This is a genomic window from Streptomyces sp. NPDC002574 (genome assembly GCF_042889545.1).
Classification (GTDB): Bacteria; Actinomycetota; Actinomycetes; order Streptomycetales; family Streptomycetaceae; genus Actinacidiphila.
Map to the genome: position 1 here is coordinate 87,339 of NZ_JBIARB010000010.1, position 22,183 is coordinate 109,521.

The 22,183-nt window shown below is 73.3% G+C and carries 19 protein-coding genes; 12 read left to right on the forward strand and 7 right to left on the reverse strand.

Annotation, left to right across the window (positions count from 1 at the left end; translation table 11 throughout):
* Nucleotides 1-31: 31 nt before the first annotated feature.
* The 3 genes from ACFYXS_RS25065 (at nucleotide 32) to ACFYXS_RS25075 (ending at nucleotide 2,241) form a co-directional block, all read left to right on the forward strand.
* On the forward strand, nucleotides 32-664 hold the full coding sequence (locus tag ACFYXS_RS25065) for an RNA polymerase sigma factor (protein ID WP_389251866.1): 633 nt from the start codon (nucleotides 32-34) through the stop codon (nucleotides 662-664).
* A complete protein-coding gene (locus tag ACFYXS_RS25070; protein ID WP_389251868.1) occupies nucleotides 661-1,584 on the forward strand; it encodes a hypothetical protein in 924 nt (307 codons plus the stop codon). The genes ACFYXS_RS25065 and ACFYXS_RS25070 overlap by 4 nt, the downstream gene beginning before the upstream one ends.
* Nucleotides 1,585-1,803: 219 nt before the next feature.
* Nucleotides 1,804-2,241: an SRPBCC family protein gene (locus tag ACFYXS_RS25075; protein ID WP_389251870.1), complete on the forward strand. Its 438-nt coding sequence runs from the start codon at nucleotides 1,804-1,806 to the stop codon at nucleotides 2,239-2,241.
* An 18-nt stretch (nucleotides 2,242-2,259) separates the two neighbouring features.
* Here the strand turns inward: ACFYXS_RS25075 and ACFYXS_RS25080 are convergent, their stop codons facing one another.
* Nucleotides 2,260-3,165, reverse strand: a complete 906-nt coding sequence (locus ACFYXS_RS25080) for a peptidoglycan-binding protein (RefSeq protein ID WP_389251872.1) — start codon at nucleotides 3,163-3,165, stop codon at nucleotides 2,260-2,262.
* Nucleotides 3,166-3,286: 121 nt separating this feature from the next.
* On the opposite strand from ACFYXS_RS25080, the gene ACFYXS_RS25085 reads away from it, so the two are divergent.
* Complete coding sequence (locus ACFYXS_RS25085; protein WP_389251874.1) at nucleotides 3,287-4,885, forward strand: methylmalonyl-CoA mutase; 1,599 nt, start codon at nucleotides 3,287-3,289, stop codon at nucleotides 4,883-4,885.
* A gap of 7 nt (nucleotides 4,886-4,892) precedes the next feature.
* Here ACFYXS_RS25085 and ACFYXS_RS25090 read toward each other — a convergent pair whose 3' ends face one another.
* Nucleotides 4,893-6,377, reverse strand: a complete 1,485-nt coding sequence (locus ACFYXS_RS25090; RefSeq protein WP_389251876.1) for an FAD-dependent monooxygenase — start codon at nucleotides 6,375-6,377, stop codon at nucleotides 4,893-4,895.
* A 65-nt stretch (nucleotides 6,378-6,442) separates the two neighbouring features.
* On the opposite strand from ACFYXS_RS25090, the gene ACFYXS_RS25095 reads away from it, so the two are divergent.
* Nucleotides 6,443-7,102, forward strand: coding sequence for a TetR/AcrR family transcriptional regulator C-terminal domain-containing protein (locus ACFYXS_RS25095; protein ID WP_389251879.1), 660 nt, complete (start codon nucleotides 6,443-6,445; stop codon nucleotides 7,100-7,102).
* Between the two features lie 18 nt (nucleotides 7,103-7,120).
* On the opposite strand, the gene ACFYXS_RS25100 is transcribed toward ACFYXS_RS25095, so the two are convergent.
* Both ACFYXS_RS25100 and ACFYXS_RS25105 read right to left on the reverse strand, forming a co-directional pair.
* Nucleotides 7,121-8,473, reverse strand: a complete 1,353-nt coding sequence (locus ACFYXS_RS25100) for a polysialyltransferase family glycosyltransferase (protein ID WP_389251881.1) — start codon at nucleotides 8,471-8,473, stop codon at nucleotides 7,121-7,123.
* Nucleotides 8,473-9,453: a glycosyltransferase family 2 protein gene (locus ACFYXS_RS25105; RefSeq protein ID WP_389251883.1), complete on the reverse strand. Its 981-nt coding sequence runs from the start codon at nucleotides 9,451-9,453 to the stop codon at nucleotides 8,473-8,475. The genes ACFYXS_RS25100 and ACFYXS_RS25105 overlap by 1 nt, the downstream gene beginning before the upstream one ends.
* A gap of 186 nt (nucleotides 9,454-9,639) precedes the next feature.
* Between ACFYXS_RS25105 and ACFYXS_RS25110 the strand changes: the two genes are divergently transcribed.
* The 4 genes from ACFYXS_RS25110 to ACFYXS_RS25125 are packed head-to-tail and all read left to right on the forward strand — an operon-like array spanning nucleotide 9,640 to nucleotide 14,362.
* Complete coding sequence (locus ACFYXS_RS25110) at nucleotides 9,640-10,947, forward strand: DUF6716 putative glycosyltransferase (RefSeq protein WP_389251885.1); 1,308 nt, start codon at nucleotides 9,640-9,642, stop codon at nucleotides 10,945-10,947.
* A 26-nt stretch (nucleotides 10,948-10,973) separates the two neighbouring features.
* The gene (locus ACFYXS_RS25115) at nucleotides 10,974-12,287 is read left to right on the forward strand and encodes a cytidylyltransferase domain-containing protein (RefSeq protein WP_389251887.1); all 1,314 of its coding nucleotides are present in this window, start codon (nucleotides 10,974-10,976) and stop codon (nucleotides 12,285-12,287) included.
* Complete coding sequence (locus tag ACFYXS_RS25120; RefSeq protein WP_389251890.1) at nucleotides 12,284-13,237, forward strand: N-acetylneuraminate synthase family protein; 954 nt, start codon at nucleotides 12,284-12,286, stop codon at nucleotides 13,235-13,237. Before ACFYXS_RS25115 ends, ACFYXS_RS25120 begins: the two co-directional genes overlap by 4 nt.
* 3 nt (nucleotides 13,238-13,240) lie before the next feature.
* Nucleotides 13,241-14,362, forward strand: a complete 1,122-nt coding sequence (locus ACFYXS_RS25125; RefSeq protein ID WP_389251892.1) for a hypothetical protein — start codon at nucleotides 13,241-13,243, stop codon at nucleotides 14,360-14,362.
* Between the two features lie 30 nt (nucleotides 14,363-14,392).
* Here the strand turns inward: ACFYXS_RS25125 and ACFYXS_RS25130 are convergent, their stop codons facing one another.
* Genes ACFYXS_RS25130 through ACFYXS_RS25140 form a run of 3 tightly spaced genes read right to left on the reverse strand, consistent with a single transcriptional unit; the run spans nucleotide 14,393 to nucleotide 17,506 of the window.
* Complete coding sequence (locus ACFYXS_RS25130) at nucleotides 14,393-15,262, reverse strand: hypothetical protein (RefSeq protein WP_389251894.1); 870 nt, start codon at nucleotides 15,260-15,262, stop codon at nucleotides 14,393-14,395.
* Nucleotides 15,255-15,623, reverse strand: a complete 369-nt coding sequence (locus tag ACFYXS_RS25135) for a hypothetical protein (RefSeq protein ID WP_389251896.1) — start codon at nucleotides 15,621-15,623, stop codon at nucleotides 15,255-15,257. Before ACFYXS_RS25135 ends, ACFYXS_RS25130 begins: the two co-directional genes overlap by 8 nt.
* Nucleotides 15,620-17,506 (reverse strand): hypothetical protein, encoded by a 1,887-nt coding sequence (locus ACFYXS_RS25140; RefSeq protein ID WP_389251898.1) that lies wholly within the window; start codon nucleotides 17,504-17,506, stop codon nucleotides 15,620-15,622. The genes ACFYXS_RS25135 and ACFYXS_RS25140 overlap by 4 nt, the downstream gene beginning before the upstream one ends.
* A gap of 206 nt (nucleotides 17,507-17,712) precedes the next feature.
* On the opposite strand from ACFYXS_RS25140, the gene ACFYXS_RS25145 reads away from it, so the two are divergent.
* The 3 genes from ACFYXS_RS25145 to ACFYXS_RS25155 all read left to right on the forward strand — a co-directional run bounded on the left by ACFYXS_RS25145 (nucleotide 17,713) and on the right by ACFYXS_RS25155 (nucleotide 21,961).
* Nucleotides 17,713-19,281 (forward strand): glycosyltransferase, encoded by a 1,569-nt coding sequence (locus ACFYXS_RS25145; RefSeq protein WP_389251900.1) that lies wholly within the window; start codon nucleotides 17,713-17,715, stop codon nucleotides 19,279-19,281.
* Nucleotides 19,282-19,554: 273 nt separating this feature from the next.
* Nucleotides 19,555-20,757, forward strand: a complete 1,203-nt coding sequence (locus ACFYXS_RS25150; protein ID WP_389252282.1) for an amidohydrolase — start codon at nucleotides 19,555-19,557, stop codon at nucleotides 20,755-20,757.
* Between the two features lie 154 nt (nucleotides 20,758-20,911).
* On the forward strand, nucleotides 20,912-21,961 hold the full coding sequence (locus tag ACFYXS_RS25155) for a BMP family protein (RefSeq protein WP_389251903.1): 1,050 nt from the start codon (nucleotides 20,912-20,914) through the stop codon (nucleotides 21,959-21,961).
* The last annotated feature ends 222 nt before the right edge of the window (nucleotides 21,962-22,183 follow it).

A 22,183-nucleotide genomic window follows, 5' to 3' on the forward strand; every position in this document is an offset into this window, starting at 1 on the left:
CCGCCCCCCAAGCCCTGTCGGAACGCGCGCCATGGGGCAGTATGGTGCGCGATTCCAAGGGGGAGGCTCGAACGTGGATTTGGCGACCGCGGTACGCGCGGCGCAAGAAGGGGACGAGGACGGCTTCCGGTTCGTGTACCGAGCGGTGCAACCGCAACTGCTGCAGTACGTACGCTCGCTGGTCGGCGTGGGGGACGCCGAGGACGTGGCATCGGAGGCGTGGCTGCAGATCGCCCGGGACCTGTCGTCGTTCCACGGCGACGGGGACGCGCTGCGCGGCTGGGCGGCGCGGATCGCCCGCAACCGGGCGCTGGACCACTTGCGGGCCGTGGGCCGCCGCCCGCTGACCGCCGCCGGGGTGGAGGAACTGCTCGACCGGCCCGGCCGTTCCGACACCGCCGAGGAGGCGGTCGCCGCCGTGGGCACCGGTGCCGCGCTGGCCGCGATCGCGGCCCTTCCCCGGGACCAGGCGGAGGCGGTCCTGCTGCGCGTCGTGATGGGGCTGGACTCCCGTGCCGCCGCCGCGGTGGTGGGCAAGCGGCCGGGGGCGATGCGCATGGCCACCAGCCGTGGCCTGCGGCGCCTCGCTGAACTGCTGGAATCCGACGACGGGTCGTCAGGTGTGACGTTTTCGGCGTCTCGAACGCTTGAGGACATGAGATGAGCGATAACAAGGGACTGGACTGGCTCGACGACACCACCGCCGAAAGGCTGTTGCGCGGGGCGGCGGGGAACGACACCGCCGAGACCGCGCGGACGGACCCGCGTGCCGCCGCCCTCGCGCGGATGCTGGCCGCGGCCGCCGCGCCCGCGACGGTCGACCCGGCGCGCGAGGAGGCGGTTCTCGCCGCCTTCCGCGACGCGCGGGACGGCGGGCCGGAGCTGCCGTCCGTCGCCGCCGGGCGCGGGGACGGGGACAGGGGCGGCGGCCGTGACGCGGACGACTGGCGCCCCGGCGGGCCCAAGAGCCGTACCGCCAGGGCCTTCAGCGGCACCCTGCTGGCCACCGCGGCCGTCGCCGGGGTCGCCCTCGCCGCCGCGGCGGGCGCGCTGCCGGTCCTGCTGAGCGGTGGGGACGAGGCGCCCGCGCCGGTGCACACCCAGGGCGCGGCCCCGCAGGCGACGGGCGGCACCCGCCCGGCCACCCCGGCGGTCTCGCCGGGCGCGCCCGTGCCCTCGCGGTCCTCACGCGGGTTCCCGGTCGGCACCGTGCCGGGCGGGACCGTCGTCCCGGGTGCTCCCGGGGCCTCGCGGGCCGCCGCGCCGCACCGCCGCGAGGCGATCGGTCCCACGGCGTTGTGCCGCGCCTACGCCGCGGCCGGCTGGCGTCGCGGGAAGACCGACGAGCAGATCTGGAAGCAACTCCGCAAGGCGGCGGGCGGCAGCGGCCAGCCCGCGGTGCGGCGCTACTGCGCCACGGTGCTCGCGACGCACGTCCGGCGCGGCGGCGAGGCGGGCAAGGCCGGCTCCCAGGACGACGGCCCCGGCCCGCGGCACCACGCGGGCAACGGGAACGGGAAGAACCGTTCCGGCGCGCACCATCGTTCCGGTGAGCGGCGACCGGCCCGCCCCGGCGGCCAGTGACACCTGCCGGCCGCCGTACCCCGCCGCACGCCCCGGCCTCCGGGGGAGTGACACTTTCGGCCCCCTGGGCGCTTTAACCAGTAGACCGACTGGTCATCGGTCGAGGGGCAGCCCGGTCTCCCCGTATCGGGCCCCCAACGAGGGACGTGGGCGGGGCGCTTTCCCCCCGCCCTGCCCGCGTCCCCTCCCGTCGGCGGCCGGAGCCATAGATTGGCCGTCGTGACCACGACCTTCCATGTCGAACGCGAGTCGCCCCTGTCGCCCGCCGAGGCCTGGCGGCGGGTCACCGACTGGGAACGGCACGCCGCCCACGTCCCGCTGACCACGGTCGTCCGCGACGGCGACACGGGCTTCACCGCGCGGACCGGCATCGGCCCGCTGTCCTTCGCCGACCCCATGGAGATCGTGCGCTGGGAGCCGCCGGACGCCGGCGGCGGACCAGGCCGCTGCCGGCTGGAGAAGCGGGGCGCGGTGGTGCTGGGCTGGGCCGAGATCGAGGTGTGGCCGAGCGACCCGGGGCCCGGGTCGCGGATCGTGTGGCGCGAGGACCTGCGGGTGCGCGGGCTGCCCAAGGCGTTCGGCCGGCCCACGGCGTGGGCCGGCCGACGGGTGTTCGGGCGCGCGCTGGACGCGCTGCTCGCCGGGGAGCCCCGGTAGCGGGTCACCGGTCGCCGGTCACCAGTGGACGACGACCTTGTCGCCGATCCTGACCTGGTCGAAGAGCGCCGAGACCTTGTTGAGGTCGCGTACGTTGACGCAGCCGTGGGACGCGCCCGCGTAGCCGCGCGCCGCGAAGTCGGGGGAGTAGTGCACCGCTTGCCCGCCGCTGAAGAACATCGCGTACGGCATGGACGTGTGGTAGATCGTCGAGACGTGGTGGCGGCTCTTGGCGAACACGCTGAAGGTGCCCTCGCGGGTGGGCGTGTACTGGGAGCCGAAGCGGACGTCCATCGCGGAGACGACCTTGCCGTCGATCACCCAGGCCAGGGTGCGGCTGGTCTTGCTGACGCACAGGACGCGGCCGTGCAGGCAGCGCGGGTCCAGCTCGGCCACCGGGTTGGTGGTCGGCGGGTACATCGCGGCGCGGGTGGGCTGCCGGGTCAGGGAACGGAGCTTGGTCCAGGTGGACTTGGTGACCGTGCCGGAGGCGGCCAGGCCGTGCTTGCCCTGGAAGGTGCGGACCGCGGCCTTGGTGACGCTGCCGTAGTAGCCGGTGGGGGCACGGTCGAAGAGCCCGAGCTGCCGCAGACGGGCCTGGAGTTCGCGCACCGTGGCGCTGTTGCTGCCGGGTGCCATGACCACGGCCGGGCGGGCGGTGTGCGGCGCCTTCGGCGTGCCGGACGGACTCGGCGTGGCGGTCGTCGGGGTGGTGACCGGGGTCGTCGGGGTCGGGGCCGACGAGGTGCCGGTGCTCGGCGTGCCGGCCGGGCGCGGGCCGTCCCCGCCGGCCGCGGTGACGGACGAGCCCGGGGCGGCCGCGGGCTCGGTGGCGTGGGCGGTGCAGCCGGCGAGCAGCGCCGCGGTGAGAAGGGCGGCGGCCGCGGCGGCCGCGCGTGATCGGGTGATCGATATGAGTCCCATTGCATCCCCCTGTGAGAACCGGTACCCCCTTGGACTGATTTCCCCGGCATGTAGTTGCGCCAACATCGCGGGACATCGCCGCACACTGGGGACCAGGGGGCGAATCCCTGGAGGATGACGCATGGCACGCGAGTCCGAATCCGGTCTGCCGATCGAGCCGGTCTACGGCCCCGCCGCACTGGACGGCTGGAATCCGGCGGAGAGGCTCGGCGAGCCCGGCGGGTACCCGTACACCCGCGGCGTCCACCCGACGATGTACACCACCCGCCCCTGGACGATGCGCCAGTACGCCGGCTTCGGCACCGCCGCGGATTCCAACGCCCGCTACCGGCAGCTGATCGCCCACGGCACGACCGGCCTGTCCGTCGCCTTCGACCTGCCCACGCAGATGGGCCACGACAGCGACGCCCCGATCGCGCACGGCGAGGTCGGGAAGGTCGGGGTGGCGATCGACTCGGTCGAGGACATGGGAGTGCTGTTCGGCGGCATCCCGCTCGGCGAGGTCTCCACGTCCATGACCATCAACGCTCCGGCCGCCCTGCTGCTGCTGATGTACCAGCTGGTCGGCGAGGAGCAGGGGGTCCCCGCCGACCGGCTGACCGGCACGATCCAGAACGACGTGCTCAAGGAGTACATCGCCCGCGGGACCTGGATCTTCCCGCCGGCGCCCTCCCTGCGGCTGGTGGCGGACCTGTTCCGCTACTGCCGCGCCGAGGTCCCGCGCTGGAACACGATCTCCATCTCCGGCTACCACATGGCCGAGGCCGGGGCCTCGCCCGCGCAGGAGATCGCCTTCACCCTGGCGGACGGCATCGCGTACGTCCGCACCGCCCTCGCCGCCGGCATGGACGTGGACGACTTCGCGCCCCGGCTGTCGTTCTTCTTCGTGTCACGGACGACGCTCCTGGAGGAGGTCGCCAAGTTCCGTGCCGCGCGCCGGATCTGGGCCCGCGTGATGCGCGAGGAGTTCGGCGCGCGCGACCCCGGGTCGCAGATGCTGCGCTTCCACACGCAGACGGCGGGCGTGCAGCTCACCGCGCAGCAGCCGGAGGTGAACCTGGTACGGGTCGCCGTCCAGGGGCTGGCGGCGGTGCTGGGCGGCACGCAGTCACTGCACACCAACGCCTTCGACGAGGCCATCGCGCTGCCCACCGAGAAGTCGGCCCGGCTCGCGCTGCGCACCCAGCAGGTGCTGGCGTACGAGACCGACGTGACGGCGACGGTGGACCCGTTCGCCGGCTCCTACGTGGTCGAGACGATGACCGACGAGGTCGAGGCTGCGGCGCTGGACCTGATGCGCAGGGTGGAGGACATGGGCGGCGCGGTCGGTGCCATCGAGCGCGGCTTCCAGAAGTCGGAGATCGAGCGGAACGCCTACCGGATCGCCCAGGAGACGGACTCCGGTGAACGGGTCGTCGTCGGGGTGAACCGCTTCCGGCTCGACGAGGAGGAGCCGTACCGGCCGCTGCGCGTCGACCCCGCGATCGAGGCCGCCCAGGCGGAGCGGCTCGCGGCCCTGCGCGCCCGGCGGGACCGGCGGGCCGTCACGGCGGCGCTGGGCGCGCTGCGCAGAGCCGCGGAGGGCGGGGCGGGCGGGGCGGCCGAAGGGGGTGTGCTGTACCCGATGAAGGACGCGCTGCGCGCCCGCGCCACGGTCGGCGAGGTCTGCGACGCGCTGCGCGAGGTCTGGGGCACCTACGTCCCCACCGACGCCCTCTGAGGCCGGGTCAGCCGCGGAAGCGGGCCAGATACGCGCCCACCTGCCGCGGGTCGTCCGTCGCCAGCCCCACGTAGCCGTCCGGGCGGACCACGAACAGGCCGTCGCCGTACGCCTGGTGGGCGGCGCCGCCGGACTCCTCGCGGTGCGCGCGGGCGAATTCCGGCAGGGCGGCGGGCGGCTCGGCGCCGATCGCCAGCACGGTGAAGTGCGGGCCGCGGAAGACGTCGAACAGCCGGCCGCCGTCGGCGAGCGGTGCGTCCGGGGCGCGGTCACCGGCCCGCAGCGCCGCGTCGGCCAGGCCGTCGCGGGTCTCGGCGGTGAGCGGGCCCCCGCGGTAGCCGACGCCCAACTGATGCACCACCGAGCTGCGTTGGCTCATCGGGTTGCCCTGGCTGATGGTGCTGCGGTGCAGATGGGTGCTCATGCCCAGGACGTCGGCGGCAACCGGCAGCCGCTCCTGCTCGTAGCTGTCCAGCAGAGACGCGTCGGCGCCGTGCCGCAGCACCTGGCCGAGCTTCCAGCCGAGGTTGTAGGCGTCCTGGAGGCCGGTGTTGAGGCCCTGGCCGCCGGCCGGGGAGTGGATGTGCGCGGCGTCGCCGGCCAGCAGGACCCGGCCGTCCCGGAAGCGGTCGGCGAGCGCGGCGCGCGGCCGGAAGTCCGAGCTCCACATGACCTCGTGGACGTCCTCGGCGGACAGGTGGGTGCGCAGCGTGATCGCCTTGCGCACACCGTCGGGCGTGGTGTCGGGGCGGTCGGTGCCGTTCTTGCAGGTGGCGACGAACTGGAAGTGGTCGGCGGTGCCGCCCATCGGGAAGACCACCGCGCTGTCGCCGTCCGCGCCCCGCCACACATGGGTGTGCTCGCGGTCCAGGCCGGTCAGGCGCACGTCGGCCACCAGCAACGGGTCGGGGTCGACGGTCTCGCCGGTCATCGTGACGCCCAGGGCCCGGCGGACGCCGCTGCGCCCGCCGTCGGCGGCGACCAGGTACGACGCCCGCAGGGTCGTGCCGTCCGCGAGCAGCGCGGTGACGCCCCCCGTGTCCTGGACGACGCCGGTCACCTCCGCGCCGAAGCAGACGGAGCCGCCCAGTTCGCGCAGCCGTGCGTGCAGGATCTCCTGGGTGCGCCACTGGGGGACCATCCAGGTCGCGCCGTAGGGGGCGTGCGGGGTCGGGGCCACCCGTTCGAACATCTCCCACTCGTGGACCGGCTTCCCGTCCTGCCACACCAGGCCGTTCTTGTAATGGTCGCCGCAGGCCAGCACCCGTTCGACCACGCCGAGGTCGTCCAGCACCTCCAGGGAGCGGGGCTGCAGCCCCTTGCCCCGGGAGCCGGGGAACAGCTCGCCGGAACGCTCCAGCACGAGCGCGGGCACGCCGCGGCGGGCGAGGTCGATGCCGAGGGCGAGACCGGTGGGCCCCGCGCCGACGACCAGGACGTCCGCCGCGGTTCCCGTCCCCGTGCCCGTTTCCTTAACGCTGTTAAGTTCCATGTCCCGAGGGTCGCCTTAACGGTGTTAAATTGTCAAGGGGTGCCTACGGCCGACAGGGAGAGCACGTGGCGACGACACGACTGGATCGCAACAAAGTGGCGGAAACCGCCCTGCTCCTGCTGGACGAGGTGGGGCTGGAGGGGCTGACCCTGCGCCGGCTCGCCAAGGAGCTGAACGTGCAGGCCCCGGCGCTGTACTGGCACTTCGCGAACAAGCAGGCCCTGCTGGACGCGATGGCGACGGAGATGCTGCGCCGGATGCTCGACCGCGGCGTGCGGCAGGACGTCCCGGGGTCGGGCTGGCGGGACTGGATCACGGACGCCTGCCGGGGCACCCGGGAGGCACTGCTGGCCCACCGCGACGGCGCCAAGGTCTTCAGCGGCACCCATCTGACCGACCTCACGCACGCGGGGTCGCTGGAGCGCTACCTGGGCGCCTTCGTGGCGCAGGGGTTCAGCGTCGAGAACGCCCTCAACGCGTGGTTCACCGCCTACACCTTCACGGTCGGCTTCGTGATCGAGGAACAGGCGGTGCAGCCGGTCCCCGGCGAGCGCGACGAGCGCTACGACCCCGACGCGCGCAGGGAGCAGCTCGGTGCCGCGTACCCCCTGCTGGGAGCGGTGAGCGAGGAGATGTTCGGCAACTACGAGGCCCGTTTCGAGACCGGCCTGCGGATCGTCGTCGCCGGCATCGCGGAGACCCTCGCACCGGACGGGGCGCGCTAGCGCGCCCCGTCCGCCGGATCAGCCGCGGCGTGCCACGTGACGCAGCCGGCGGGCCGCCCGGCGCACGGCCGGGTTGTTCGGCAGGAAGGCCAGCTGGGCCGGCACCCCACCGGGGAGGGCGAGCCTGGAGAGCCGGCGCCGGGTGAAGTAGCGCAGGCTGCCGGCGTTGACGCGGTTCGACAGGTAGGCGGCGGTCTCCTCGCGCAGGGACGCGTACATCTGCGGCTGCATGCAGAAGGCGACGGCGCGCAGCAGCGGCGCGAGCTCGGAGGCGACGCGATCGGCGACCGGCGGGGTCCAGCCGGCCACCGCGGCGCTGTCGGCCACGTCGGGCAGCAGACGGTCGGCGATGGTGACGGGGACGCGGGTGCTGTCGGCGTAGACCGTCAGGCGCTCCAGCACCGTCCCGGTGCCGGTCCGGGCGACCGGCAGCCCGTAGAGCGCGTACGCGGTGAACAGCGCCGTGGAGAAGCAGCCGACGACCAGCTCGGGGCGGAGGCTCTGGAAGAGCACCTCGGCCGGCTGCGCCGGATCGGCCACATGCAGTTCGGCGCCCAGCTCCGCCGCCTCTCGCTCCAGCTGCCCCGCCCGGTGCGCGGGAGCCGTCGGGTGCGGCTTGAAGACGATCGTGCGGTGCCCGGCGGCGACGGCCCCGCGCAGCATGCGCACGTGGAGCTCCTCCTCCTGCCGGTCGCTGAGGATCTCCAGCGCGGACAGGTGCTGGCCGAGCAGCAGGGCTCCGCCCTTCGGCGGGGTGTCGCCGTCCGCGGTGAGCTCCGCGGCCGTGGCGACCTCCGCGAGGACCTTGGTGAACGCCTCGGCCGGGACGACCTCGTCCGGCACGCCGTACTCCGACAGCATCAGCGGGCGCAGTCCGGGCACGAGCCCCAGGTGCAGCAGCCGGCCGACACGCGTGGTGACCAGCGGCTCCAGCTTGTTGGGGCTCGGGCCGTACGCCGTGAGCCCGTCCGCGAACGCCACGACCGGCGCGCCGGTGAAGACGTTGACCAGGGCGAGCGCCGGGTCGACGTGCAGCGACTCGACGACCAGCTCCAGCTCGTCGTCCCCGAGGTCCCACAGCCGCCGCAGATGGCGCTCCCACATCGGCACGTCGTCCAGCCGCGGCGTCCAGCCGCGCGGGTGCAGCGGGGCGATCGCCTCGTTCCACGACAGCACGCGGTCGAAGCGGCCGCGCAGCGCCTCGAAGCCGGCCATGGCGTCCGCGGCGGGCGAGATCTCGGGCACCGGGGCGTTGTTGCTGATCAGCAGCAGGCGCCGGTCGGCCGGGGTCAGCAGCCCCGCGTCCAGCGCGGCGGCCAGCGCGGCCACGCCGGTGAGGCCGGCCGCCAGGAAGACCTGGGTACGGCCCATTACGCGGCCACCGCCCCGCCGCCGATCCGCCGGCGCAGCAGCCTGCGCAGGCGCAGACTGCGTTCCATGTCCATCGAGTCCAGAGCCTCGGCGAGGAGGTCCTGGGGCATCTGCCGGAGGGCTGCGGCGCTCATGGCCTTCAGCTTACGGGCCACCTGGGGCTCGTAACGGCCCATGGCCCCGAGGTGGTGCGAGATCACCGCGCAGTAGGTGCGCACGGCCTTGGGCATGAAGCGGTCCGCCTCCGGGTCCGTCGCCGTCTCGGCGAGCACCTGGTCGAAGGAGCGGATGAAGTCCAGCTGCCGGACGTCGCCGATCTGCGTCAGCGAGGTGGCCACGCCGCGCCGGTAGAAGACCCCCAGCAGGCCGACGACGGCGAAGCTCTTCGCCTCGCGGTGCAGCCGCCAGATCCACGGCCGGTCCTCGGCGGTGCGCAGCCCGTCGGGGAAGTGCAGCAGCCCGGCGTCGACCAGCCGGCGGTGATAGATCCCGGCCCAGGCGTACGGGTAGTCCACCGAGGTCGTTCGGTCGGCCGGCAGGATCGCCGCGCGCGGGTCCAGCGAGACCCCGCGGCGGCCGTGCGGGACACGGGCGACGGTGCGCTTGCGGCCGTGCACGACGACGTGGTCGGTGCGGACGAAGTCGGTGCCCAGGGTCTCGATGGCGTCCAGCAGCTGGGGCAGGTAGCCCTCGGCCAGCCAGTCGTCACCGTCGAGGAAGGTCACGTACTCGCCCTTGGCGGCGTCGATGCCCGTGTTGCGGGCGGTGGCGAGGCCGCCGTTCTGCTCGTGCGAGATCAGTCTCGCCCCGGGGAGGTCCGGCAGGGCGCGCTCGAGGATTTTCGGCGTTTCATCCGTGGCGCAATCGTTCACCAGGATGAATTCGAAATCCGACCGGGCGTTCGCACGGAGACTTCTCAACATGTCAGGAGCAAACGCCTGCACGTTGTAGAACGGGACGATGACGGAAAGCTTACTCACGGGGCGCACCCTATGGCCCCCGGCGCCCCGCGCGCTGACACGACGCAGGCTCTTTGGTGAACGTGGGGTGTCGGGTTTGTGAATGCGTCAGCCTGGCGTGCTGGTTCTTCATCCGGCGGCGTGTTGTTAACCGTCCGTTGGCGTGGCGTTGGGCGCCCGCTAGGAATGTCTTCCTAGCTTTGCGGCGTGCCAGCAAGTACCGCCGACCCGATCAGGGTCACCGTTCTCGCCGACTCGGACACCCGATGGAAATGGGGTGCGCTGACGGCCCGCCGTATCGCCCCCGAGGCGCGGCTCGACGCCCGCCTGCTCCGCGGGCGTGCGACGCCGACCGAGCGCCAGCTCACCGAGGTCGGCATCCCCGCGGACTCCATGCGCGAGGTCACGGCGGCCGAGTTCCTGGCCACGACCAGCCGCGACACCGCGGACGTGGTCGTGCTGTCCTGCGTCGGCGGCACCGTCCAGGCCATGCTGCACGGGCTCGCCCGTGCCTGGGAAGGCACCCCCCGCCGGCCCGTGGTCGTCACCGGCTACGTCGGCGTCGTCTACGAGAAGCTCGCCGACGGCCTGCTGCTGCGCTCCGGCGCCGACGCGGTCCTGGCGAACAGCGCGCACGACGCCGACCGCTTCCGCGCGGTGTACGAGGGCGTCGGGGCGAACGCGGGCTCCATCGTGGAGACCGCCCTGCCGTTCCTGGAGGGCACCCCGTACGAGCCCTCGACGGACCGGCCCTTCACCGTCGTCTTCGCGGTCCAGCCGTCCGTCCCGGACAGCCGCAAGGACCGCATGTACCTGCTGCGCCGCGCGGTGGACCACGCCCGCTTCCACCCGGACCGCGAGGTGCTGGTCAAGCTGCGCAGCAAGCCCGGTGAGCACACCACGCACATCGAGGAGCAGCCGTACCAGAAGCTGGTGGCCCGGCTGGACCCGCCCAAGAACCTCAAGCTCGTCTACGGGCACATGGGCGAGGTCCTGGACCACACGGACCTGCTGGTCACGGTCAGCTCCACGGCCGCGCTGGAGTCCATGCACCGCGGCATCCCGACCGCGATCCTCACCGATCTCGGCATCCGCGAGTCGCTGGGCAACCACCACTTCCTGGGGTCCGGCGCCTACGCCTCCTGGGACCACATCGACGCGGGCCAGGTGCCCCGCGTGCGCCCCTCGTGGGCCCGTGCCCAGGGCATCGCCTCGGACGGCGACCCGTTCCGCACGGTGCGTGAGCGCGTCACCGCGCTCGCCGCCGCGGACGAGCTGCCTCCGCTCGCGCCGTACTACACCACCGCCACCGCGCCCGGTTATCTCCCCGGAGTCCTCGCCCGGCACAGCCTGGACCCGAAGGGCGAGCCGCTGCCCGGCGCCGCCGTGGAGCCCGCCGAGCCGAGCGCGCTGCGCCGCGCCGTACGCGATTTCGCGCGCAATTCCGCGCGCACCGCGTACCGGCAGGGCGTCCAGCGCGTCGCGCCCGTGATCCGCCGATGGGGCCAGCTGTGAGTCCCCTCAAATCGCAAGGAGCCCCCATGCCAACGGTGTTGGCCGTCATTCCCGCCCGCGGCGGCTCGAAGGGCGTACCCGGCAAGAACCTCGCCCCCGTCGGCGGCGTGCCGCTGGTCGCCCGCGCCGTGCGCGCCTGCCGCGAGGCCGAGTTGATCACCGACGTGGTCGTCTCCACCGACGACCCCGAGATCGCCGACGCGGCCCGCGCCGCCGGCGCCGAGGTCGTGCTGCGCCCGGCGGCCATCGCCGGTGACACCGCGACCAGCGAGGCCGCGGTCCTGCACGCCATGGACGCCTACCAGGCGATGTCCGGGGTCAGCGCGGATGTCGTGCTGCTCGTGCAGTGCACCAGCCCGTTCATCTCCGTCGAGGACGTCAACGGGGTCGCCGCGGCGGTCGTCGAGGACGGCGCCGACACGGCCGTGACCGTCGCGCCGTTCCACGGCTTCATCTGGCGCGACGCCGCCGACGAGATGGGCGCCGCGGCCGCCGCGCCGGGTACGGTGGGCACCGCCTCCGTCACCGGCGAGGCCCGTACGGCCCTGGCCACCACCACCGGCGGGTACGGTGTCAACCACGACAAGGCGCACCGCCCGCGCCGCCAGGACCGCCCGCAGGACCTCCTGGAGACCGGCGCCGCCTACGCGATGCGCGTCGAGGGCTTCCGCGAGGCCAAGCACCGGTTCTTCGGCCACACCGCGCTGGTGCGCACCGACCCCGCCCGGGTGCTGGAGATCGACGAGCCGGACGACCTGTCCCGCGCCCGCGCCCTGGCCCCACTGCTCGACCCCGCGACCGGCTCCGCCGCCAGGACCGACGAGTCCGCGGCACCGGCCGCCCTGCCGACCCGCGCCGACATCGACGCGGTCGTACTCGACTTCGACGGCACCCAGACCGACGACACGGTGCTGGTCGACTCCGAGGGACGCGAGACCGTCACGGTGCACCGTGGTGACGGGCTCGGGATCGCCGCCCTGCGCGACAACGGACTTCCGGTCCTGATCCTGTCCACGGAGACCAACCCGGTCGTCGCCGCACGGGCCCGCAAGCTCAAGGTCCCCGTGCTCCACGGCATCGACCGCAAGGACCTCGCACTGAAGCAGTGGTGCGAGGAGCAAGGTATCGCCCCAGAGCGGGTCCTTTACGTCGGCAACGACGTCAATGACCTCGGCTGCTTCGCGCTCGTCGGCTGGCCGACCGCCGTCGCCAACGCGCACGACGTGGTCAAGGACGCCGCCCGCTCCATCACCGCAACGCCCGGAGGGCGCGGTGCGATCCGCGAGGTCGCCTCGTGGATCCTCGGCCCCTCTCTTTCCCGAAGGGAACTCTCCCAGTGACCACCACCCCCGCCCGCCTTCGTCCGATCGGCGACCGCCTGGTCGGCCCCGGCCAGCCCGTCTACGTCACCGGCGAGATCGGCATCAACCACAACGGCTCCCTCGAGGACGCCTTCGCCCTGATCGACGCGGCCGTCGAGGCCGGCGCCGACGGTGTGAAGTTCCAGAAGCGCACCCCGGAGATCTGCACCCCCCGCGACCAGTGGGAGATCGAGCGGGACACCCCCTGGGGCCGGATGACCTACATCGAGTACCGCCACAAGGTGGAGTTCGGTGAGGAGCAGTACCGCGCCATCGACGAGTACTGCGTCAGCAAGGGCATCGACTGGTTCGCCTCCCCGTGGGACGTCCCCTCGGTCGAGTTCCTGGAGAAGTTCGAGAACGTCCGCGTCCACAAGGTCGCCTCGGCCTCGCTGACCGACGACGAGCTGCTGGTCGCCCTGCGCGCCACCGGCAAGACCGTCATCCTCTCCACGGGCATGTCCACGCCGAAGCAGATCCGCCACGCGGTGGAGGTCCTCGGCAGCGACAACATCATCCTGTGCCACGCCACGTCGACGTACCCGGCGAAGCACGAGGAGCTCAACCTGCGGATGATCAACACGCTGCAGCGTGAGTTCCCGAACGTGCCCGTCGGCTACTCCGGCCACGAGATCGGCCTGCAGACCACCCTCGCGGCGGTCGCCCTCGGTGCCGTCTTCGTCGAGCGCCACATCACCCTGGACCGCGCGAACTGGGGCTCCGACCAGGCCGCCTCGGTGGAGCCGCAGGGTCTGGACCGCCTGGTCCGCGACATCCGCATCATCGAGTCCGCGCTCGGCGACGGTGTCAAGAAGGTCTACGAGGGCGAGCTCGGCCCGATGAAGAAGCTGCGCCGCGTGCCCGGCGTCATCGCCGAGCAGGAGGCTGCCGCTGCGGCCGCCGCCGACGCCGAGTCGGTGTCGGCCTGATCCATGGGCGACAGCGGCACTCTGGCACTCGTAGAGAGCCCCGTTCAGCTGCTCAACGTGCTGGAGTGGGCGCATGTTCACCCGCCCGCGGTGCCCACACCGCGACCCGGGGCGGCTTCGGCCGCCCCGGGCCCGGTGGCACCCGGCCGACCGCTCACCGTGGTGGCCCTCGCCCCGCGCGACCCCATGACGCGCGGGCAGCTGCGCCGTATGGCGGAGCTGGCGATGGACGAGGGCATCGTGGTCCGCTGGTGCGAGGCACGCTCCTCACGGGGCTCCCTGCTGCGCACCGCGGCCGAGCTCACCCCGGCCCTGCGTTCCGCGGGCCGGGTCGTCCTCGGTGACCCCTTCTCCCGGCTGGTGCAGGTCCTCCTGCCGCTCACCCGGGCGCGGGAGATCATCGTCGTGGACGACGGCACGGCGACCATGGAGTTCACCGAGCTGCTGACCAAGGGCGCCCGGCTGGTCCGGTGGCACCGCAGCGGCCGGCGGGCCTCCCCGGCGGACGCCGCGTTCGGCGTCTTCGCCTCGGCTGCCCGGCGGCGTCTGACCCCGGGCCGCGGACGGCAGGTCGAGCTGTTCAGCTCGATGCCCGCCACGCCGCCGTCCGGCATGGCGCTGCGCGCCAACCGGTTCGCCTGGACGCGGGCCCGCTTCGGTCCCCCGACCATCAGCGCCGGCACCGACATCGTCGGCACCTCCCTGGTGGAGACCGGCGTCGTCGACCTGGAGCAGTACATGACCGCGGTCGGCATCCTGGCCAGGAGCCACGGTGCCACCCGCTACTTCGCGCACCGCCGTGAGAGCGTCGAGAAACTGCACCGGCTCTCCGTCGAGACCGGTCTGCAGATCGTGCGGCCCGACCTGCCCCTGGAGCTGGTCGCCCGGCGGGGTCCCATCGGTCACACGATCCTCAGCTTCCCCTCCACGGTCGTGCACACCCTCCCGCTCGCGCTGGAGGGCACGGGCGTCAAGATCACGGTCTGCGACGTCGACCCCGAGTGGCTGACCGACTCGGCCTCACCCCGGGCGGAGAGCTTCCTGTCCGGCATCACCGGCAGCGCCCGCGATCTGCACGGGCTCGCGTCGGTGGTCTCCGGGCAGACCGCGGCCCTCGCACCCTGACACCGCGGACGTCGTCGTCCATGAAGCGCCTCAGCGCGTCATGGACGACACGTCCATCGGTGTCGGCAACGAGCCGCCGCTGATCTGCGCGGCCAGCAGGCCCGCCGACGCGCGCGTGAAGTTGCCGGTGATGACGGCCGTCCCGCCGGGGATCGCCTGGTTCACCGCGGGGGCGGACAGCACCGCGCCGTCCAGCACCATGGCGAACTGGTTGTTGGGGCTCATCCGCGTGGCCAGCCGGCCGGTGACGTCCTGGAAGGTCCTGGCGCCGGCGGCGGTCAGCCGCAGCTGGATCCGCCACCCGGTGCCGTTCTGCCGGTCGAAGACCGCCTCGGCGCTGCTGATCTCGGTGCCGTTGAGCGCGACCGGGTCGAGCAGGTACTTCGCCCGCACCCCGCCCACGACCTCCGTGGCGCACGCCACCGTTCGCTCCCCGTCGCCCCGTTGATGGTCCGTACGGTCGGCGGCCACCGAGCAGTCGAGCGACTCGAAGTCCGCGCCCCCGGCACCCGCCGGCGCGGAGGGCACCGCGTCGGCGGACAGCGCGACCGCGACCACCGGCCGGAGGACCAGCACCGCCGGCTTGCCGAGCGCGGCGAGCTGCTCGGCGGCAAGCTGCTGCGAGGCGGCGCCCCGCGCGGAGACCGTGACCTTGCCGTCGGCCGTGCGCACCTCGACGTCCCGGAGCCCGAAGCCCTCCGCGCGACGGCGCATCAGGTCGGCGGTCTGCCGCAACCGCTCCTCGCCCAAGGGCCGGCGCGGGGTGAACACGGCCGTCGTACGCGGACCTTCGCCGCCCTTGTCCGTGGCGGAGTGCCCGGCCGGCGAACAGGCCACGACCGCGGTCGCGCAGCCGAGCAGCAGGGCGAGCGCCGCCGTCCGGCGCCGGTGCTCAGCCACCGGTGATCGCCCGCACACTTGCGTGCACCGCGGTGACGAGGCCCGTCAGCGCCGTGGCGTCGCCGATGAGCGCCCGGAGCCGGGCGAGACGCCGCTCGACGCGCTCGCCGTCGGTCTGCCCGGCGACCAGGTCCCGGGCCAGCGCCTCGGCCTCGGCGCGCGCCGCCTCGGTGTCCTCCAACGCCTCCAGCCGGCGCGTCAGTTCATCGAGGGCGGCGAGCGCGCCGTCGGTGGCGGGGGACGTGGCTCCGGTGCGGTGGGCGACGGCGCCCGCCCCGGCGGCCAGGGCCGAGTCGCCGACCCGGGCGTTCCCGCCGATGACGATGCCGTGGTTGGTCCGCGGTTCGCCGGTCCCCGTCATCGCGGGCCACCCCCCTCGCCGGGGGATGCGGCCGGCTGCGGCGCGGGAGCGGTGGACAGGGCCGCGGCGCCGGCCCCGGCGGCGATGCTGCCGCTCATGGATCCTCCGGTCATCATGATCCCCTGGTTGAGGATGACGTTGCGGTGCCGCGTCAGATCACCGAGGTCCATGCCGTGTTCGGCGAGGAACTCGGCGACGGTGCCCAGGACCTGCAGCTCGATCTGCTTGCCGATGCGGTTGACGTCCACCCGCTGGAAGAAGTCCCGGAAGGCGTGCGAGGAGGCGAGCTCGCGGAGGCTGAGCCGGGCCCCGAAGTCGTAGCGCCGGTCGTCGGTCATGGCCGCGCGCTGTGCCTGCAGCGCGCGCTGCCGCCGGGCGAGAGCGCGCAGCTCCGAGAAGGCGGCGGCCGGCGCGGACTGCAGCACCGAGCGGCTGTGCAGCAGCGCGTCGGCCAGGCCCGGGGCGGTGCTCCCGGCGTCCTGGGGGTCCTCGGGGCGCGCGACCGAGTCGGCCACCCGGTACTCCTCCTTGACGGGCGTCAGCACCAGGGTGTTCGCCTGCAGGTACAGGGTCGACGCGCTCACGGCGACCTGCACGAACACCGACAGCACCAGGTCCGTGCCCCAACTGCGCACCTGGGCGCACAGGCAGTGCCGCACCGGCCCGTCGATGGTGCCCCGGGCGGTGGCGATGCGCTCCGAGGACAGCTGATCGGCGGGCCTTCCCTCGGGCGGCCAGTGCCCGGCGGCGCCCGGCCAGAACACGGCCTCGCCGAACAGCGAGTTCTGCCGCAGTTCGGTGCCGTGGACGAAGACCTTCTCCGTGACCTCCAGCCCGGGGACGCGGTCCATGGGGGAGACCGCGTCCGCGCGCAGCGCGTCCAGGTCGTCCGCCATCCGCCGGACCAGGCCGGCGGTGTCGAAGGGCACCGGCGGCGGCTCGGCGCCCGTACCGGGCTCGTGCCCCTCGGGGGTCAGCCGCATGGCGAACGACCAGGAGGTGACCTCGTCGCCCGCGCCGACGAAGGGGCGGTAGCCGCTGTAGACGACGAGGTTGGCGTCGCCGCCGACCGAGGACTGCGGCAGCCCGGCCGCGTCCCGGTCCAGGGGCGGGCCGTCGGCGGCCGAGCCGAACGCCTCCCGGGTCAGCTCCTCGCGGACCGCTTTCCACGCCCGGCCGCGCTGCTCCCAGGTGAACACCCAGGGGCAGACGACCAGCAGGACGAGCGTCAGCAGGAAGGTGGCCACCGGGACGTCGTTGAGCCACACCGGCACCAGCGGGGTCAGCCAGCTCGCGGCGAGCAGCACCAGGACCTGCACGGCCAGCGCCCGCAGCACGGCCAGGACGGCCGGGTCGCGGGGCCGCTCCCGGCCGCGCGCCCACCGGGGCGCGGCGGAGCCCTGCGGGGTGCCGGCCGGCAGGAAGGCGGTGGCGAACCAGTACACGACCGTGGCCGGCGGGGCCAGCAGCAGCGACACCACGAAGGCGCCGCCGACCACCAGGTCCCGTTTGCGCAGGTCCGCCAGGGTCTGCTCGGCGTGCGTGCCCACCCGGTCGAGGTCGACGCCGTAGGAAGGGGCGCAGGCCCGGTAGCGCTCGTGCCGCAGTTCGTGCACCACCCGGCGGGCGAAACCCTCGTCGAGGCGGGCGCCCGCGCACATGTAGCGGGTCGACGCGCTCCAGTCCTCCTCGCCGGTGCCGCCGCCGCGTCGATGCGGGATCGGCGGCGCGGCCGCCGGGCGCGGGGGCGGCGGCTTCGCGGCGGTCCGCGCGGCGCCGGAGCCCTCCCGGACGCCTTCCTCGGCACCGGCGTCGGCACCGTCCCCGATGCCGATCCCGGCCGTGTCCCCCGGGCTCCCGGCACCCGGGTATCGCGATGTCACACGCCCCACCCCATTTCCCCTGTTCCCACCAGTGTGGGCGCCCTCACAAGTCCCGAAAAGGCAGGGGATGTGCGAAAACCAGGCGCGCCGGGGCGCTTGGAGGCGTGAGGGGCGCGCGAGGGCGCGCGTTCCGGCTGCCGGGGGCGTTCCGCTCCGCGCAAGCCGTACGTAACCGATCAGTCACCCGAATCGGGTTGCCTTGCTCCATGGCAACGGCACCGAGGCCCGCGCGGCGCATCGCGGTTCTCGCGGACAGTGCGCTGGAGCGCGACTCACGGGCGCACCGCGTGGCGGCGGCCGCCGCCGAAGCGGGGTACGAGGTCACGATCATCGGCCGGGCCGCCGAGGGCCCCGGCTGCCAGGACTGCCAGGACCGCCAGGACTGCCGGGTCGACGGGGGCGGCATCGCGCCCGAGGGCGTGCGCATGATCCGCGTCGCCGTCCCCGAGACCCTGCACCGCAGGCGCCTGCAACGCCCCCGTCCGGGCCTGCTGCGCGCCCTGGCCTACCGGAGCGCGGAGTCCTACGCGTACCGCAACGCCTTCGTCGTCGCCCACACGGCCCTGGTGGCCTCCCGGCAGGCCGAGCTGGACGTGATCCACCGCCCTTTACCGGTGAAGGCCGCAGCCCGGCTCGGCCACGGCGGCGCGCGGGTGCAGCACGCGGTGCGCCGGGCCTGGACCGCCCTGCGCTCGGCGCAGTACCGCGCCGCCGTCCGCCGCAGGGCGACGCCCGACGGGCTGCTGGACCGGCTGTCCACCACCAGCACGCGCCTGCTGTTCGGCAAGCGCTGCTGGCGCCGGCTGGACCCGCTGCTGCTCGACCTGGAGATCGCCTACGGGCCGGTCCTGGACGAGCTGCGCCCGCACCTGGTGCACGCGCTGGGGCACCGCACCCTGGGCACCGCCGTCCGCGCCGCGCTGCGCGCGGAGGGCACCGGGCACCGTGTCGAGGTCGTCTGGGACACCACGGCCAAGACCGAGCCCAGCCACCGGGCCGCCGTCGCCCGTGACGCCCACGAGCGCACCTATGTGCCGCTCATCGACGGCGTCGTCACCGTCGCCGAGACCTATGCCGACCGGCTGCGCGAGCGCCACGGCCTCGCCGCCCGCCCGGCCGTGGCGCGCAACGCGCCGCCGTACGAGGCTCCGTCGTCCTCGGCCTCCTCGGCCTCCTCGTCGCGTTCCGGGGTGCGTGACCACTGCCATCTGGCCCCCGAGGTCCCCCTCCTGGTCCACAGCGGCGCGGTCGGCCCGGCCCGCGGACTGCTGACGGTCATCGAGGCGCTGCCCAAGCTGTACGACCTGCACGCCGCCCTGGTCGTCCCCGACCCCGGCGACGCCTATGTACGCGTCCTCACCGACCGCGCCGCGGAGCTCGGTGTCGAGGGCCGCCTGCACGTGCTGCCCTACGTGCCGCCCGCCGAGATCCCGGGCTTCCTCGCCTCCGCGGACATCGGCGTGCTGCCCGTGCACCGCCTGCCCGCGCAGCAGGTGGCCCTGCCGGCCCGCTACTTCGAGTACGCCCACGCCCGGTTGCCGGTGGTCGTCAGCGACGTCCGGGTGCTGGCGCGGCCGACGCTGGAGATCGGCAACGGCGAGGTGTTCCGGTCCCTGGACACCGCCGACTTCGTGCGCGCCGTCGGTGCCGTGCTGACCAATCCGCGGCGCTACCGGAAGGCGTACGACCGCGGCGACACCCTGCGCGAATGGTCCTGGCAGACGCAGTCCGCCCCGCTCCTGGACCTCTACTCCCGGCTGCTCGGACCGCGCTGACGCAGCCCGCCTCCGCGGGGTTGCTTCCCAGGTCAGGGTGACGCCGCTCACCGAGCGTTGCCTCGCGACGGGGCGATCGTTGAGCCACTATGGAGTGGCGAGGGCTAAACCGTGTTGATACCCCTGTACGGAGCCGGGTACGCGCCGAAGGGGGAGTTTTTCTTCCTCGCGCGGAATGAATTATCGGCGATCCAGCGATCGGGAGTGCAGATGCGGTCTAGCCTGTCGGAGGTGAACGACTCACCCTCCGAACCCTCCGGAACCCCTGTGTCAGTGGCCCCAACCGTTCCCGCCGCGCCGGACGACGCCCTTCTGGGTGTGCTCCCCGAGCGCCTGCGGACGGAGCTCGTGGCGTTCCGGCGGGATGTGCACATGCATCCCGAACTGGGCCGCCAGGAGTTCCGCACGACGGCCGCGGTGAAGGCCCGCCTGGAGCAGGCCGGTCTCAAGCCCCGCGTGATGCCGGGCGGGACGGGCCTGATCTGCGACATCGGGGAGACGGACCCGGAGCGGCCCCGGCTGGCCCTGCGCGCCGATCTGGACGCGCTGCCGATCCCGGACACCAAGCGGGTCGACTACCGTTCGACGGTTCCCGGCCGGGCGCACGCCTGCGGCCACGACGTGCACACCACGGTGGTGCTGGGCGCCGGCCTGGTGCTGGCGGAGCTGCTGCGCGAGGGCAAGCTGCGGCGGCCGGTGCGGCTGGTGTTCCAGCCGGCCGAGGAGGTCATGCCGGGCGGGGCGCTGGACGCCATCAAGGCGAACGCGCTGGACGGCGTGGGCCGCATCCTGGCCGTGCACTGCGACCCCAAGGTCGACGTCGGCCGGATCGGACTGCGGCAAGGGCCGATCACCTCGGCGGTGGACCGCCTGGAGCTCTCCCTGGACGGCGCGGGCGGCCACACCGCCCGCCCCCACCTGACCACCGACCTGGTGACGGCCACCGCCAAGATGGCCACCGAGCTGCCGGCCGTCCTGGCCCGCCGGATCGACCCGCGGTCCGGGATGAGCGTCGTGTGGGGCCGTATCGAGGCCGGCCACGCCTGCAACGTGATCCCGCAGCACGCCGAACTGGAGGGCACGGTCCGCTGCCTGGACCTGACCGCCTGGCACGAGGCCCCGGACCTGGTGCACGAGGTGATCGACCAGATCGCCGGCATGTATCGCGCCAAGTGGGAGCTGACGTACCACCGGGGCGTCCCGCCGGTGGTCAACGAGCACGACTCGACGGAACTGCTGCGCGACGCCATGACGGCCCGCTACGGCGCGCACACCGTCGAGGACACCGAGCAGAGCCTCGGTGGCGAGGACTTCTCCTGGTATCTGGAGCAGGTGCCGGGTGCCCTCGCGCGGCTCGGGGTGCGTCCCCTGGGGGACACTTCCAAGCGTGATCTGCATCAAGGTGACTTCGACGTCGACGAGGGCGCGATCAAGGTCGGGGTGGAGCTCTTCACCTCCGCTGCGCTGCTGGCATGACGGTGGGTGACCCGGCTGACACGGCCGGGTCACCTGGCCGAAATGCGTCGATCCGATAACGGGCCGCCAACCCCCCTTTACCTGACATCTACGCGCGTTAAGCTCCCGGTTAAGCCAGCGCCGGACGGGGCGCTTCTAGTGAAGGGGTACCCTCTTGCGCCGGGTAACCAAGTTCGCCGCCGCGGGCATAGCCTCCGCGGCCCTCGCGCTCACCGCGACCGCTTGCGGCAGCAGCTCCAAGGACAGTGCCAGCGACAGCGACAAGGGCGGCAAGCTCAAGGTCGGCGTCGCCTACGACGTGGGTGGCCGTGGCGACCACTCGTTCAACGACTCCGCCGCCGCGGGCCTGGACAAGGCCAAGACGGACTTCGGGATCGACGTCAAGGAGCTCACCGCGAAGACCTCGGACACCGAGGCCGACCGCGAGCAGCGCCTCGAGGACCTGGCGGACGCGGGCTACAACCCGGTCATCGGTGTCGGCTTCGCCTACGGTGACTCGATCAAGGCCGCCGCCGCGAAGTACCCCAAGACCACCTTCGCGATCGTCGACTCCGTCGTGGACGCCAAGAACGTCGACAGCATCGTCTTCACCGAGGAGCAGAGCTCCTACCTCGCCGGCGTCGCCGCCGCGCTGAAGACCAAGGACAACAAGGTCGGCTTCATCGGCGGTGTGGACATTCCGCTGATCAACAAGTTCGAGGCCGGCTTCCGCCAGGGCGTCACGGAGACCAACCCGAAGGTCACGGTCACCACCCAGTACCTGACCAGCGGCTCCGACCTGTCCGGCTTCTCCGACCCGGCCAAGGGCAAGGCGGCCGCGCAGGGCATGCTCGACAAGGGCGTCGACGTCGTCTACGCCGCGGCCGGCTCCTCCGGCAACGGCGCGATCGAGGCCGTCGCCGGCAAGACCGGCGCCTGGGCGATCGGTGTCGACTCCGACCAGTACGCGCAGACCGGTCTGGTCAAGTACCAGAAGTCGATCCTGACCTCCGCGCTGAAGAACGTGGACGTCGCGGTGTACGACGCGGTCAAGTCCGTCAAGGACGGCGCCCCGCTGACCGGCACCCAGAGCTACGACCTCGCCAAGGACGGCGTCGGCCTGGCCACCAGCGGTGGCTTCATCGACGACATCAAGTCCCAGCTGGACGCGGCCAAGCAGAAGATCGTGAGCGGCGACATCAAGGTCAACACGACCGTCAAGTGACGCCCGGTCTCCTCTGAGTCACGGTCGCGAGGCTCGGTGGGGGATAGCCCAGGCTCTCCCCCACCGGGCCTCGCGCCTGCGTTCCGCCCGTATCGGTCCCGGTGGTTTCTGTTCTGACTCGCACCACTATGGATCTGGCAACGCTACGCGCATAGAGTTCCCTCCTCGCGGTACGTTCGCCACACCCGCCCCGCCCCGCTCTTTTCCGCGAGGAGAGTGCGT